A 13,496-nucleotide genomic window follows, 5' to 3' on the forward strand; every position below is an offset into this window, starting at 1 on the left:
GACCGCAATTGGCGTTTTCCGGCGCCGCTTGCTTCTCTGGCTTCCTAACCAGCGTTCGCGATACGTCAGGCTTCGTAAGGCTTTCTGAAATTTCTAATTGAGATTGCAGCATGAAGATGATTTTCTGCGACCCAGCGTAGCTGAGTCCACGCCTCCTCCCGATTTTTGATCCGAGTGGCCCATGTCGATTTCAGATGCGATTTACCGTCCCTTCGAAACCTTGATCCGGCCGCTCGACATCCCCTACCGGCCGATGCCCACCAAGGGACCTGTGGCAGTTCTCGTGCATTTCATCGCGATGTTTCGGGGCGTCATCGTTACCATGGCGCTGACCTCGATGGCCATCGAAGCCATCAACCTTACGATCATCTGGGGTCTTTCGGTCATTGTCGACGGAGTGACGACACACGGCGTGGAACTCTTCGTCGACAGCAATTTCCGGCTGCTGGCGGTCCTCGCCTTTCTGCTTTTTCCCGTAATGCCCGTTCTTTTCTACGTCACCAATATTCTCAACTCGCATACGATCGGCATCAGCCTGCCCGTTGCGATTCAATGGCAGGGGCACAAGGCCGTCGAGCGGCAGGACCTCGCCTTCTTCCATGATCTTTTCGCCGGCCAGGTCGCATCCCGGCTCGGTCAGGTCGCCAATGCCGTTCAGCAACAGATCCTGATCGCGTTCCAGACGGCACCGCGCTTTCTGCTTCAGATCATCGGCTCCGTTGTTCTTCTGCTCACGCTCTCCTGGCAGCTTGCGCTGCCAGTCATCGTCTGGGTTGCCTTCAACGTGCTCTTTGCGATCAAGGTCGTTCCGGATTTTACGGAGCGCGCCCGCCGCTCGGCAAAGCAGAACAGCCTCATCTCCGGTGCCCTGACCGACATCTACGGCAACATCCAGATGGTCAAGCAGTTCGCAGCAGAAGACAGCGAGGCGGGTGCGCTAAGAACGATCATGTCCAACGGGGTCGATACGCTTCACCACGAACAGCGCATCTACCGGACAACCGAACTCGTCGTCATCAGCCTCAACATGGTGCTCTGGCTCGTCATGCTCGGCATTGGTTTCTGGGGGCTGTTTGACCGATTCCTGACTGTGGGCGATTTCGCCGCAACGGTTTACATCCTCCAACGCCTCTCGGCAGGGTCCTTCACCTTCCTGCAGATGGGACAGCAGATCTTCCGCGCACTCGGGACGATCAAGGATGCCATGCCGGTCATGACAACGCCGCCCACCATCACCGACCGGCCGGATGCGACCGAACTGACGGTCAGCCGTGGGGGGATCCGTTTCGAAAATGTCCGCTTCGCCTACAAGTCCGGCAAGCCTGTTATCGATGACCTGTCGCTGACGGTTCGGCCCGGCGAAAAGGTAGGGCTCGTTGGCCTCTCCGGTGCCGGCAAGACGACGCTAGTGAGCCTGCTGCTGCGTTTTTACGACATAGAGGATGGTGCGATCTTCATCGACGGGCAGGAGATCCGCGCCGTCACCCAGGCGAGCCTGCGCCGCTCCATCGGGGTCATCGCGCAGGACGTCGCGCTGCTGCACCGTTCGGTCGGCGACAATATCCGTTATGGCCGGCCGGAGGCGACGAAGGACGAGATCGAAGCGGTGGCGAAGATGGCGAGTGCCGATGTCTTCATCGCCGATCTTTCCGACGGCGAAGGCCGCAGGGGCTACGACGCCTTCGTCGGCGACCGCGGCATCAAACTGTCAGGCGGCCAGCGCCAGCGCGTAGCCATCGCCCGCGTTCTCCTGAAGGACGCGCCGATCCTGGTGCTCGACGAGGCGACCTCCGCCCTCGACAGCGAATCCGAAGCCGCCATCCAGGAAAGGCTCAACCTCGTCATGGAGGGAAAGACGGTGATCGCCATCGCCCACCGCCTGTCGACCATTGCCAGAATGGACCGGATCGTCGTGCTCGATCACGGGCGCATCGTGGAAGAGGGCAGGCCGGATGAGCTGGTCGAACAAGACGGCCTATTTGCCCGCTTGTGGAAACGCCAGACCGGCGGCTTCATTCCCGAAGACATCGACGAACCCTTGCCGGCCTCGCCTGCGACCTGACCGAGTGGCTGGCCCTCCCGTAAACCGGGATAACATCAGCGAGCCCAGAGCAGGCGACCGCCGATGAGGATCAGGGCGGCGCCCATCACGCGCTCGATACCGGCCTTGAACCGCAGGAAGCTGGCGGAAACGCGCGGGTTCGAAAAGAAAAAGGCCAGGCCGCAATACCAGAGGGCCGAAAGAAGGAAGCAGGTCAGGGCGATGACGCAATAGAGCCCGACCGGCGCATGTGCCGGGATGACAAGCGCAAAGATACTTCCGAAGAAAGCCACTGATTTCGGATTGGTCATGCTGACGACGTAGGCGCGACGCATCGCGGAGCGCCACGTGACTTCGGTCGGCCCCGTCGTCTTCAACGGCTTGGCCGCGCCGCGGATCATCTTCAGGCCCAGCCAGATCAGATACAGTGCGCCGACCACCTGCAATGTTATATGCAGCCAATCGAAATGCGTCAGCAGAAAGCCAAGCCCCGCCATCGCCATGATGGCCCAGGTCAGGGATGCGATGGCAAGTCCGAGACCCGCAAAGAGCCCGGCTGCGCGTGATACCGTCATGCTTGTGTTGGTGACGATGATGAAATTCGGGCCGGGGCTGACGAGGGAGACGATGTAGACGCTGACGAGCAATGCGAGTGAATCGATATATTCCATCCGGCCTTCCTACTTTGCAGTCCGGGAGCCTATGCGAAGCAGGCGGTTTTTGAAAGGCTCGTTCTCCCAGGCGTGATGCATCCGCGTACGGGATCGGCACCTTATCCGTCGCCGCACCTCTTGACGATCGGCGGCGACCGTCCTGCCTATGCCGGCAAGGGAACCGGGGCAGGGTGCCTTTAAATGCGAGTGCGCTATTCGACGAGCCCGAAGATAGGGCCGTAGCCGCCGTGCCAAGACCGGTCGTTGCGGCCCATTTCGGGATTGTAAAGTCCGACACCCCGTCCGCCATCGAGAAACAAGGCGTCGGGGCATTTCAGATGGTCGCGGAAGAGCCCTGCGAAATCGTGGAAATTCACTCCGTCTTCGCTGATCGCGAAACGAACCGCGCCACCCTCGCAGACGCCGACACCGTTGCGGCGGGTTCGGTCTGTCGAGCCAACGATGAAGATCGGGTTCAGCTTGTTGGCGATGACAAGCATCGGGCCGGATTGCGTGGCGAACAGCACCTTGGGCCGGCGCTTCAGAAATTCATCGGTCGGGAGTATCCCGGCGCCTGCTTCACCCAGAAAGAACACGCCGTTCGGCTTCTTATAAAAATTCGGCACCTGACCCGAGGAGCTTTCGGCCTCCGTCGTATTGGCGGGCTGCAATTCCCTGGCGTTCTCGACGTAAAGTCCCATCGGCGAAAAATCAGCCCGGTACATCCCGGCGTTGACGGCGAAAGCCAGCGTTCGCCCTTCGGCGCGAACGGCTTCGGTCAGGCTTGAAAAAGCGCGGTATGGCGCGCCATTAGCGTTCTTCCAGAACAATCGCAGGTCGGCTTTGCCCGGTTCCAGTGTGCAGACGACGTATTTCGCCTCTTCGAAGCTCTCCTGCTCGCATGGTTGCGCATGCGCCGGATGCAGGGATGTCATCGTTGCTGCCAGCACGATGGCCGCGGCGAGCACACTGTGTTTGGGATAGCTCATCGGTGCCGCGTCCAATCTTTCAAATCCATCAAGCCGCTTACCATGTTCCAGCGAATGCCGTGCAGGCGAGCAGCACCCCCGTCAGGATATTCGCCGGGAACAGGCGATAATTTATGTCCGGGCGGGCAAGATCGATCCGCCGGGTCTGCCAGGCAAGATGGACGGCGATCACCAGTATTCCGATCGCATAAGGCGGCGACATTTCCAATAGCCAGCCCCCGAGTGACCACGCGCCGACCGCCAGAGCATAGAACAGGCCGATCAAGGTCTTGCCGTGCCGGCCGAACAGAATTGCCGTCGATTTCAGGCCAAGACGGGTGTCGTCCTTCAGATCGACATAGGCATAGACCGTATCATAGCCGATCTGCCAGGTGATGGCCCCGGCCCACATCAGCACGGCGCCAACCGGGATATGTCCTGCAGCCTCGGCCCATGCCATCAGCATCCCCCAGTTGAACGCCGCGCCCAGGACGGCCTGGGGCCAGTGGGTGAAACGCTTGCAGAGCGGATAGACGAAGACAAGCGGCAGGACACATATCGCGATGAGGCGCGTGTAGGGCGTCAGGAAAAACAGAAGCGAAGCCGCCAGTGCGAGTTCAACGGTCAGGAAGATAAAGGCCTGTAGCGTGACGATCTCTCCACTTGCCAGAGGTCGAAAGCGGGTCCGCTCGACATGGCCATCAAACTTCCGATCGACGATGTCGTTGACCGTGGAGCCGGCACTTCTCATCAGAAGAGCGCCGAGAGAGAAGATCGCCAATCGCCTGAGGTCCGGGAGACCGTGTGATGCCTGGATAAGGGCGGCCCAGCACGGGAAGAGCGTCAGCCATATTCCGACCGGGCGATCCAGCCGCGCCAACCGCGTATATGGCCGCCATGCGGCCGGCAACCGGCGATCCACCCAGTCGCCACGGTGGATGTCGCTGAGATCAGGGCGGCTCAGAGTCGTCATGATGTGATCCAAATTTCCTGTCGCAAATAGCCATGAAGCCTCAGGTTTTGTCGCCATCGGCGCTGCCCAGAATAGGAATTTTTGCAGACACGGCAATAACCGTCCGTTGCGATTGGTCGCTGACCTTCTGCGGAAAATGCGGCCAACTGTTCTTGTTGCGTTCGCATGTTTGCGATATGAATTCTTCCGATCTTGGAGATCGAAAGGGAGGATCATGACTCTGGCAACGATCGGTTGGAGCAAACATCGGGAATTTCCCGGATGGAGCGCTTATTCCGAAGGCGGGAAGGGTGAAGGTTTCGTTCTATGGGTTTGCGAACCGTTCAACGGCGAACCGGCGAGCGCCGGAAATGGCTCGATGGTCGCTTTCATGGCCAAGTCCCGCGCCGAGGTGGATGCTTTTTACGATGCTGCCATGACCAACGGTGGAACGGACGAAGGCACACCTGGTTTACGTCCGCACTACGGGCCGAACTGGTATTCCGCTTACGTGCGTGACCCCGCCGGAAACAAGATTGCTGTCGTCTACGATAGCTGAGGCCAGCTCGATTGCCCCAACTCGACGTCTCGGGGATTTCCCTATTTCCCGGCGAGTATCACGTGGGGACCGGCGCCGCGGTCCGGCGCATCCCGGGGAAGGCCGAAGAAGCGTCTTGCCATTTCGGTCGGGCCGATATCCTCCAGAGATGTGAAGCCCAGGCTCAGCAATCGCTCCGCAATTTCCTTCGGATCGAAGTGCGTCAGCCATGGCTCGCCGGCCGCGGCCGTGCGCGCGCCCATTTCCGCGGCGCGGGCACGGCGTTCGGGCGAATAGTTTTCGAGGGGTTCACTGTAGTCGAAGACGATGGATGCGCTCGGCAGGCCGGCGACGAAGCGCAACAGCGTAAAGACCGACGCCTCCGTGAGATATGGCACGACGCCAAGCCAGATGAAGAAGGACGGTGCCTCGGGCTCGAAGCCGGAATCGACGAGACGCGTTTTCAAATCCTCATGTTCGAAATCGACAGGAACGAATGTCGGCAGGCTTTGTGTCAGTCCGGTCTCGCTGAGCCGCATCTGCTTCCAGCTCTGCGTCGCAGGATGATCGACTTCGAAGACCTTCAGGCCGGCATGGGGATTGCGCAGTGCAAAGGTGTCGAGCCCGGCGCCGAGGATGACGGCTTGCCTGACGCCCCTTGCGACGGAGAGGTCAAGGCATTCTTCGGCATATCGGCTTCGCGCCGCCATGAACAGGCGAAAGGATCGCGTGGCGGGGTCCTGGGCTTTCAGATCGGCCTCGGCGCAGGCCGCCTCGCCGAGGATGCGGCGGGCATAGGGGTCTAAGAAGATGGCGCCGCCATCCGCGCTCTGATGTGCTGCTCGATAGGCTGCCGCGCCCATCGCGGTGCGGCTTGGTTCGGATGCACGCATGAAGGCCTCTTTCTCTGTAAACGTTGGTCTGTAAACCTTGTCAGTGCCGGGAACGCGGCGCTCAAGAGAGCCTCACCTTGAGGTGACCGCAGTGCCTCGAAGAGCGAGGCGGCGTCGGATGCATTCAAGGAGCCGTGTTGAGCGTGTCCTTCGAGGCTTCGCCTTGCGGGCTGCACACCTCAGGATGGGGTGGGTTGGAGGATGCCGCGCCCTCAAAAAAACAGGCGTTGGGGATACAGCCCCCAATCGCGATCTCTTCTCATCATGCCCTTGTCATTGGAGGCAGACTAGAGCATGATTTTAACACTGTAAAGATTAGATCGAGACATGGCCACGCACGACGGATCGCCCCGCTATCATCACGGCAATTTGCGCCCCACACTGCTGTCTATGGCGCGGGCGCTGCTGGAGGAGGGGGGGCCGGCGGCGCTGAGCATGCGGGAGATCGGCCGCCGCGCCGGCGTCTCGGCTCCGGCGGCATACCATTATTTCAACAGCCTGGACGCCATCGCGGCGGCACTTGCCGAACAAGGGTTTGCCGAGTTGAGCGAAGGCATCGATGCGGCGCTAGCCGGTCCTCGGCGTCATCTGCTCGCCGGCGGCATCGCCTATGTCGCCTTTGCCCGTGCGAATCCCGGTCTCTATCGGCTGATGTTCGGGGAGGGATTTCAGGCCTATTCCAAGGGAAACGAGGCGATACGCGGCTTGCGGATAGGGGTCTACCGGCAGATGAAGGACGACCTGGAAAAGCGGCTGACGCCCGGAGACGTGCCGAACGCCGCGCTCTTTCTCTGGTCGCTGACGCATGGCCTTGCCTTGCTGATGATCGACGGCCAGGTCGAACCCGGCGCCGATCCGGACGCAAAGCTCGAGGATATCCTGAAGCTCGCCGGCATGGGGTTGCCTGCCGCGAGATAAGCTGTCGACGCGCTCGGCTTCATCGATCTCCGCGTGGGCGATCCAGCCGAGATTGCTCGATCCTATAGTGGACGGCGATGCCGCGACATTAATCCCTACCAGGCGGTGCGGGCGGTGCCGAGCGCGGTCGTATGAGAGGATGAGACCTGGGCGACGTGCGTCTTGAGCGACACGACGCAGTTTCCCGGAAAGCTGAGATTGTGCAACGTCAAGTGCTTCAGCAATGTCTCCGCATCGCGCTTTTCGGTTAGCGGAAATGTCACAGTCATGCGAGTTCTCCAACGAATAAACTGAGCATCTGCAAAAATTAATGTCTAAATTCTTTTGCGTCGCAACAAGAAAATTTTAACGATAAAATTAAAATCGATTAACTTGTCGAGTTGCGATTTTAAAATCGTTTGAAATTGGATTCGCACTTCTCCGTGGATGCCAGGACTGCTTCGGTTCAGCCACGAAGGAAGGTGCCGTCAATGTGGGCATTAGTCGTGAGCGTTCGTGCGCTGAAGATCGAGCGGTCATCTGCCGTTGCGGGCCGCCCAGCTCCTGAGCCGCAAGCCGTTGAGCCTGATGAAGCCTTCGGCATCATGATGATCGTAGGCGATGGCGCTTTCCTCGAAGGTGACGAGGTCGGCGGAGTAGAGTGAGCAGGGGGAGGTGCGGGAGATAACTGAGGCGCTTCCCTTGTAGAGCCTGAGCGTCACTTCGCCGCTGACGAAGGCTTGGCTTTGGTCGATCAAGGCTTGCAGCATTTCCCGCTCGGGCGCGAACCAGAAGCCGTTATAGATCAGCTCGGCGTAGCGGGGCATGATCTCGTCCTTCAGATGCGCCGCGGCGCGATCGAGCGTGATCGATTCAATGCCGCGGTGTGCCGCGAGCAGGATCGTCCCTCCCGGCGTTTCGTAAATTCCCCGCGACTTCATGCCGATGAAGCGGTTTTCAACCAGATCGAGCCGCCCGACGCCGTGCTGGCCGCCCAGTCCATTGAGCTCGGTCAGCAATGCGGCCGGTGTCATGGACTTGCCGTTCACCGAAACGGGATCGCCCCTCTCGAAACCGATGGTGATGATCTCGGGCGTGTCGGGAGCGTCGACGGGATCGACCGTGCGCTGATAGACATGATCGGGCGCGACCTCCGCCGGATTTTCGAGAATCTTGCCTTCGGTCGAGGTGTGCAGCAGGTTGGCGTCGATCGAGAACGGCGCCTCGCCGCGCTTGTCGCTCGGCACCGGGATATGATGCTTCTCGGCATATTCCAGAAGCTGCATGCGGGAGCGGATGTTCCATTGGCGCCAGGGGGCAATGACCTTAAGCGACGGGTCGAGTGCATTGACGGCCAGCTCGAACCGGACCTGATCATTGCCTTTGCCTGTCGCACCGTGGGCAACGGCATCCGCGCCAACCTCTCGGGCTATGGCGACCAGATGCTTGGCGATCAGCGGCCGTGCGATGGAACTCCCCAGCAGATACTGCCCCTCATAGAGCGCGTTCGCCCGCAGCATTGGAAAGACGAAATCGCGGACGAACTCCTCACGCAGATCGACGATGCGGATGTCCTTGACCCCTGACATCTTCGCCTTTCTTCGTGCCGGCTCGAGCTCCTCGCCCTGGCCGAGATCGGCGGTGAAAGTCACCACCTCGCATCCGTAGGTTTCCTGCAACCATTTGATGATGATCGAGGTATCCAGCCCGCCCGAATAAGAAAGCACAATTTTCTCTATCTTCGTCATTAGCCCATCTCCATCTCGATGCTGGAACGATAGGCCAAGTCCTGCGCAATGAGCTTGCAAAGCTTCTTCAAAATTACAAAAATTTGGCATATTCTGCCATTCAAAGAATGCTTGGAGCTATGAAATGCTAATCACGTTGGACCCAATCGATCGCCATATCCTGCGCGTGCTTCAGCGCGATGGGCGTATTTCGAACGTCGATCTGGCGAAGGAGGTAGGCCTGTCGCCGTCACCGTGCCTGCGTCGCGTCCGGCTGCTGGAAGAGGCCGGGATCATCGATCGCTACGTCGCCGTGCTGGACCCTGCAAAGGTCGGCGCGGGGCTGACGGTTTTTGCCCGCGTGTGGTTCAAGACCCAGGACGCCGAGGTCACGCTTCAGTTCGCCGAAGCCGTCAGGCGGTTTCCCGAGGTGATGGAATGCTACCTGACGACAGGGGAATGTGATGCCGTGCTTCGGATCGTGACCGCCGATCTGCATAGCTACTGGCGTTTTCAGGCCGATCACCTGACACGCATTCCGAGCGTCCTCAGCGTCAAGACCGACGTGCCGATGGAAACGCTGAAGCGAAGCTTCGAACTGCCGTTGAGATAGGCGTCGTGGCACGATCCCTATCTTAGGGGAGAGGCGTTCCGGTTCCTTGCCAGCCAGACGAGGCCTGTGACCAGGAGCAGGATCATCACGGCATGGGTGATGTAATCGAGCCTGGTTTGCGGACCGACGCCGACGGCGATGGTGAAGGCACCGACGAGGGTGCCGAGGAGGGCAAAGGACTGGGCGGAGATCGCAGCCGTGCGGCTCCACGGTCGGTCAAGGCCGAGCGAGATCAGTCCAAGAAGGAGGACGGCCGATATCACCGCTTCGGCAATCATCGCCTGCCGGTGTTCATGGCCTTCGAGGACGAGCCCGGCATGGGTGAGCGAGGCAACGGCATAAAGACAGGTTTCGACCAGGAAGAGGATCGCGATAGCTGGACGCATGGCATGGCTCCTTGGCAAGGTGGAAGCGCAACGGGCTTTCCGGGGGAAGTCGCCAATAAGATTTGATTGATACGATAATTTGAGCAATAAAACTATTTTTCAAGTGTGCTTGCGAGGATATTTGATGCCTTCCGCCTCCGACCGTCATGCCAGAGCCGCCGCCTCGGTGTGGCGGACGATGTTCGATCTCTTGATGAAATCGGCGCCGCAGCGGCTGGAAAGCCTTCAGGCGAGGGGGCTGACGCCAAACGATTCCAGGGCTCTGTTCACCTTGCACGACGAGGGGGAGCCGATCAGCATGCTTGCCCGCCAATGGGGGTGCGACGCCTCGACCGCGACATGGCTGGTCGACCGGCTGGAGCGTGCGGGTCTTGCCGAACGCGTAACGCCGGAACGTGACCGCCGCGTCAAGCTGGTACGGCTGACCGGCAAGGGCGCAGCCACCAAGGACGAGCTTTTGACGGAGCATTATCGCCCGCCGGCGGAACTCCGGCACCTTTCGACCGGAGAGCTCGAAGAACTGGCCAGGCTGCTTGCCAAGACCGAAGGAGAGGGGTGACGGGGTTCGGGACCGATTGCCGTTTACCGCGCCCCCTGGACGATCGGGCCGGGCGATGCGGCCTGGCCATTCCTCAGAGGCGGGCCATTAGTCGACCTGGATATGAATATGGTCGTCGTGGCGGGCGGCGCGGCAGCCTTGAAAGCGGATATGGCTGTCGGTGATGCCGAGCGCGTTCTTCAGATGCGGCTCGATGAAGATCTTCTGCAGGCCGAACTTCGCAACGCCTTCGCTCGTCAGCCAGCCGATCGCCGCCGATGTGCGCTGCTCCTCGATCCGATAGGCCGGAAACAGAGACTGCAGCGCATCGAAGTTCCAGCGGGTGGTGAGCCAGTCGTTGCGCCCTTCGCATGGTAGTTCGTCGCCGGGGACGGGTTGCTCGAAGCCGAAATAGCCGATTGGGGAGCGGGTGGCGCCATTCAGGAAGGCACCGTCCACATCCTTGTAATAATAGGCGAAGTCGAGCTTTTTCCCGTCGGCATGCGACAGATGCGGCAGCAGCGGAAAGCCTCTCACGAAGGGGAAATTCGCATCTAGCGCGACCGTGACGGTTCCCGGAAACTCCTTGTCCATGTGGGCGGCAAGCGCCTTTGCGAGATCGCGCACGCCTGGGGTGACGTAGTTGCGGTTCAGCAGACAATAGATCGGGGAGCGGACCACGAGCCGGTCTGCGGCACTGGCGATACAGGAGAGGGGAACCCGTCCGAACATCGGCGCGGCGAGGTTCGCGGCAAAGGTGGCGCCGGCATAGAAAACGAGGAAGATCGCAAGCTTCGCCGGAAATCGCCGCATGCCGAAAATGCGAGATGCGGCGAGGGCGATGAGATAGGCGATGCCGCCGATCTGCGTCAGCAGCGTCAGGATGAGAACGATCAGGGCGTGGAGAGCGTAACGGAACACGGGAGGGGCCTTGGGAGTGCTGCCATTCCCATAGGCGAGGGGATGGTGGCGCGCAAGGCGGATGGCGGGAGTGCGTGGCTCATTCGCGCGCCCCCTGGAATGCTTTGAATTGACAGGATCAATTATCTGACTAAAGTCAGACAATATGACCTACGATCCTGTCTCTCGTGTCCGTCGCTTCAATCGTGCCGTCACCTCCGAAGTCGGCGCTCTCGATACGTCTTTCCTCGGACGGGGCCGTCCGCTGGGTGCTGCCCGCGTCCTCAATTCGATCGGCCGGGGGCAATCGGATGTTGCGGTGATCCGCGATTATCTCGGTCTCGACTCCGGCTTGATGAGCCGCCTGCTGCGCAGTCTGGAAGAGGAAGGTCTCATCGAGACGGTGCCGAACCCTCAGGACGCGCGTCGCCGCGTTGCCAGGCTGACCGAAACCGGCCGTTCCGAGTTTCAATCTTATGAAGCGCTTTCCAATGCGCAGGCGAAATCGTTTCTGGCGCGCCATCGTCGCCCGGACGAACTGCTGCGCGCCATGGATATCGTCGCTTCCTCGCTGAGACGTGAGCAGATCGTGCTTGAGGAGAAAGATCCTCGACACGAGGACGCCGGCTATTGTCTGAACGAATATTACGGCGAACTCGCACGCCGCTTCGAGAAGGGTTTCGATGTAGCGCTTTCTCGCGATCCCGACGCCGAGGATATGATCCGTCCGCACGGTGCGTTCCTGGTGGCCATGTCGGATGGTCTCCCGATCGGCTGTGTCGGGCTGAAGGGCAATGGCGGCGAGGTCGCGGAGATCAAAAGGCTCTGGGTTGCCCCATCCGCGCGTGGCCTTGGGCTCGCAACGCGCCTTATGACAGCCGCCGAGAACATCGCCCGCGAGCTATCCATCAAGCTCCTGCGCCTGGATACGAATAGCGCGCTGCCCGAGGCAACACAGCTTTATCGTGGAACCGGCTGGAGTGAGATCGAGCGTTTCAATGACGACCCATACCCGGACATGTTCTTTGAAAAACGCCTTTAAGTGAAGGTCGCTTTGAGCTGCCACCTCTCCTCCGTCATTCCTGTGACGAGCACAGGAATGAGGGAGGGTGAGGCGCCGCCGCTGCCCGGCCCTTCGCATGGCTCAGGGCGTTCGGCCTTGCGATCGATTCACTGGATCGATCGCTCCTGCTTTGCAGGACGGGGCCTCACCCCCTGCCGGTCAGGCGGCGAAGCGCTCCGTTATCGGGCGGCGGCGCAGGTTCGGCTGCGTTACCGCAGGCGGATTATAGGCCGCCTCCAACGGGCCGGTGTCGGTGCCGGGCGGGACGATCGTGTCGATCCGGTCGAGGATTTCGTCCGTCAAGCTCACCCCGGCGCCGGCAAGCAGATCATCGAAGTGCCCCATCGTGCGCGGGCCGATGATCGCCGAGGTGACGGCGGGATGGGCGATGGTGAAGGCCATCGCCATGTGCGCCAGCGAAAGCCCTGCCTGCTGGGCGAGCGGGATGAGCCGTTCGACCGCGTCCAGCCGGCGCTCGTCGTTCATCTGCCTGGGGAAGCGTTTGGCGCGGGCGCTGTCGGGTTGCGGCGCGCCCTTGCGGTATTTGCCGGTGAGCATGCCCATCGCCAGCGGGCTCCACACCATCGCACCCATTCCGTAACGCTCGCAGGCGGGTAGAACCTCGCGTTCGATACCGCGGTTGAGGATCGAATAGGGCGGCTGCTCGGCGCGGAAACGTGCCAACCCGCGGCGCTCGGAAACCCATTGCGCCTCGATAATTTCCGAGACGGGGAAGGTCGACGATCCCACGGCGCGCACCTTGCCCGCCCGTATCAGGTCGGTGAGGGCCGATAGCGTCTCCTCGATGTCGGTATCGGGTGCCGGCCGGTGGATCAGGTAGAGATCGACATGGTCGGTCTGCAGGCGGCGGAGCGAATCCTCGACCGCCCGCGTCAACCAGCGGCGCGAATTGCCCTGCCGGTTTGGGTCGTCGCCCATCGGCAGATGTGCCTTGGTGGCAAGCACGACGTCGTCGCGCCGGCCCTTGAGTGCCCTGCCGACGATCTCCTCGGATTCGCCGCGGCTGTAGATATCGGCGGTGTCGATGAAGTTGATGCCGGCATCGAGAGCCTTGTGGATGATCCGGATCGAATCCTCGTGGTCGGGATTGCCGGCAGAGCCAAACATCATCGCGCCGAGGCAATAGGGGCTGACCTTGATTCCGGTTCTTCCAAACGTGCGGTATTGCATGGTCTGTTCCTTTTATTGGGGAGGCGGACTTCGTGCGCATCGATGTGGCCAACACCATCGCGCTGTGTTAACTTGCATAAACGGAACCGTATTCCGTTTATATACGGAACAATGTTCCGTTTTGCAAGTGAGTGAG

Annotated in this window: 15 protein-coding genes; 6 read left to right on the top strand and 9 right to left on the bottom strand. The window is 60.6% G+C overall.

What is annotated here, in order from left to right; translation table 11 throughout:
- Positions 1 to 181 precede the first annotated feature (181 nt).
- Positions 182 to 2,062: an ABC transporter ATP-binding protein gene (locus C3Y91_RS30000; RefSeq protein ID WP_024322419.1), complete on the top strand. Its 1,881-nt coding sequence runs from the start codon at positions 182 to 184 to the stop codon at positions 2,060 to 2,062.
- 35 nt (positions 2,063 to 2,097) lie between these two features.
- On the opposite strand, the gene C3Y91_RS30005 is transcribed toward C3Y91_RS30000, so the two are convergent.
- From C3Y91_RS30005 to ubiA, 3 genes are all read right to left on the bottom strand, one after another.
- A complete protein-coding gene (locus C3Y91_RS30005; RefSeq protein WP_024322418.1) occupies positions 2,098 to 2,712 on the bottom strand; it encodes a LysE family translocator in 615 nt (204 codons plus the stop codon).
- A 194-nt stretch (positions 2,713 to 2,906) separates the two neighbouring features.
- The gene (locus C3Y91_RS30010) at positions 2,907 to 3,683 is read right to left on the bottom strand and encodes a phosphodiester glycosidase family protein (RefSeq protein WP_168576139.1); all 777 of its coding nucleotides are present in this window, start codon (positions 3,681 to 3,683) and stop codon (positions 2,907 to 2,909) included.
- 37 nt (positions 3,684 to 3,720) lie between these two features.
- Positions 3,721 to 4,635 (bottom strand): 4-hydroxybenzoate octaprenyltransferase, encoded by a 915-nt coding sequence (ubiA, locus tag C3Y91_RS30015; protein WP_024322416.1) that lies wholly within the window; start codon positions 4,633 to 4,635, stop codon positions 3,721 to 3,723.
- A 214-nt stretch (positions 4,636 to 4,849) separates the two neighbouring features.
- Between ubiA and C3Y91_RS30020 the strand changes: the two genes are divergently transcribed.
- Positions 4,850 to 5,173 carry a VOC family protein gene (locus tag C3Y91_RS30020; protein ID WP_246780239.1) on the top strand — a complete coding sequence of 108 codons (324 nt, stop codon included), beginning with the start codon at positions 4,850 to 4,852 and terminating at the stop codon, positions 5,171 to 5,173.
- Positions 5,174 to 5,214: 41 nt separating this feature from the next.
- Here C3Y91_RS30020 and C3Y91_RS30025 read toward each other — a convergent pair whose 3' ends face one another.
- A complete protein-coding gene (locus tag C3Y91_RS30025) occupies positions 5,215 to 6,045 on the bottom strand; it encodes a class I SAM-dependent methyltransferase (RefSeq protein ID WP_024322414.1) in 831 nt (276 codons plus the stop codon).
- 327 nt (positions 6,046 to 6,372) lie between these two features.
- On the opposite strand from C3Y91_RS30025, the gene C3Y91_RS30030 reads away from it, so the two are divergent.
- On the top strand, positions 6,373 to 6,963 hold the full coding sequence (locus C3Y91_RS30030; RefSeq protein ID WP_018074430.1) for a TetR/AcrR family transcriptional regulator: 591 nt from the start codon (positions 6,373 to 6,375) through the stop codon (positions 6,961 to 6,963).
- A gap of 95 nt (positions 6,964 to 7,058) precedes the next feature.
- On the opposite strand, the gene C3Y91_RS30035 is transcribed toward C3Y91_RS30030, so the two are convergent.
- On the bottom strand, positions 7,059 to 7,232 hold the full coding sequence (locus tag C3Y91_RS30035; RefSeq protein WP_164902023.1) for a hypothetical protein: 174 nt from the start codon (positions 7,230 to 7,232) through the stop codon (positions 7,059 to 7,061).
- 246 nt (positions 7,233 to 7,478) lie between these two features.
- On the bottom strand, positions 7,479 to 8,690 hold the full coding sequence (locus C3Y91_RS30040) for an argininosuccinate synthase (RefSeq protein ID WP_168576140.1): 1,212 nt from the start codon (positions 8,688 to 8,690) through the stop codon (positions 7,479 to 7,481).
- Between the two features lie 124 nt (positions 8,691 to 8,814).
- Here C3Y91_RS30040 and C3Y91_RS30045 point away from each other — a divergent pair, with 124 nt between their 5' ends.
- Positions 8,815 to 9,282, top strand: coding sequence for an Lrp/AsnC family transcriptional regulator (locus C3Y91_RS30045; protein WP_024322411.1), 468 nt, complete (start codon positions 8,815 to 8,817; stop codon positions 9,280 to 9,282).
- Positions 9,283 to 9,299: 17 nt separating this feature from the next.
- Here C3Y91_RS30045 and C3Y91_RS30050 read toward each other — a convergent pair whose 3' ends face one another.
- Positions 9,300 to 9,668, bottom strand: coding sequence for a hypothetical protein (locus tag C3Y91_RS30050; protein ID WP_075226071.1), 369 nt, complete (start codon positions 9,666 to 9,668; stop codon positions 9,300 to 9,302).
- 124 nt (positions 9,669 to 9,792) lie between these two features.
- Between C3Y91_RS30050 and C3Y91_RS30055 the strand changes: the two genes are divergently transcribed.
- Complete coding sequence (locus C3Y91_RS30055; protein ID WP_024322409.1) at positions 9,793 to 10,227, top strand: MarR family winged helix-turn-helix transcriptional regulator; 435 nt, start codon at positions 9,793 to 9,795, stop codon at positions 10,225 to 10,227.
- Positions 10,228 to 10,314: 87 nt separating this feature from the next.
- On the opposite strand, the gene C3Y91_RS30060 is transcribed toward C3Y91_RS30055, so the two are convergent.
- Complete coding sequence (locus tag C3Y91_RS30060; RefSeq protein WP_226306653.1) at positions 10,315 to 11,127, bottom strand: hypothetical protein; 813 nt, start codon at positions 11,125 to 11,127, stop codon at positions 10,315 to 10,317.
- Positions 11,128 to 11,272: 145 nt separating this feature from the next.
- On the opposite strand from C3Y91_RS30060, the gene C3Y91_RS30065 reads away from it, so the two are divergent.
- Entirely contained in the window at positions 11,273 to 12,148 is an 876-nt protein-coding gene (locus C3Y91_RS30065) for a bifunctional helix-turn-helix transcriptional regulator/GNAT family N-acetyltransferase (RefSeq protein ID WP_024322407.1), read from the top strand.
- Positions 12,149 to 12,328: 180 nt separating this feature from the next.
- Here C3Y91_RS30065 and C3Y91_RS30070 read toward each other — a convergent pair whose 3' ends face one another.
- Positions 12,329 to 13,360 carry an aldo/keto reductase gene (locus C3Y91_RS30070; protein ID WP_024322406.1) on the bottom strand — a complete coding sequence of 344 codons (1,032 nt, stop codon included), beginning with the start codon at positions 13,358 to 13,360 and terminating at the stop codon, positions 12,329 to 12,331.
- Positions 13,361 to 13,496 lie beyond the last annotated feature (136 nt).

The organism is Rhizobium ruizarguesonis (genome assembly GCF_012349115.1).
GTDB classification, from domain to species: Bacteria; Pseudomonadota; Alphaproteobacteria; order Rhizobiales; family Rhizobiaceae; genus Rhizobium; species Rhizobium ruizarguesonis.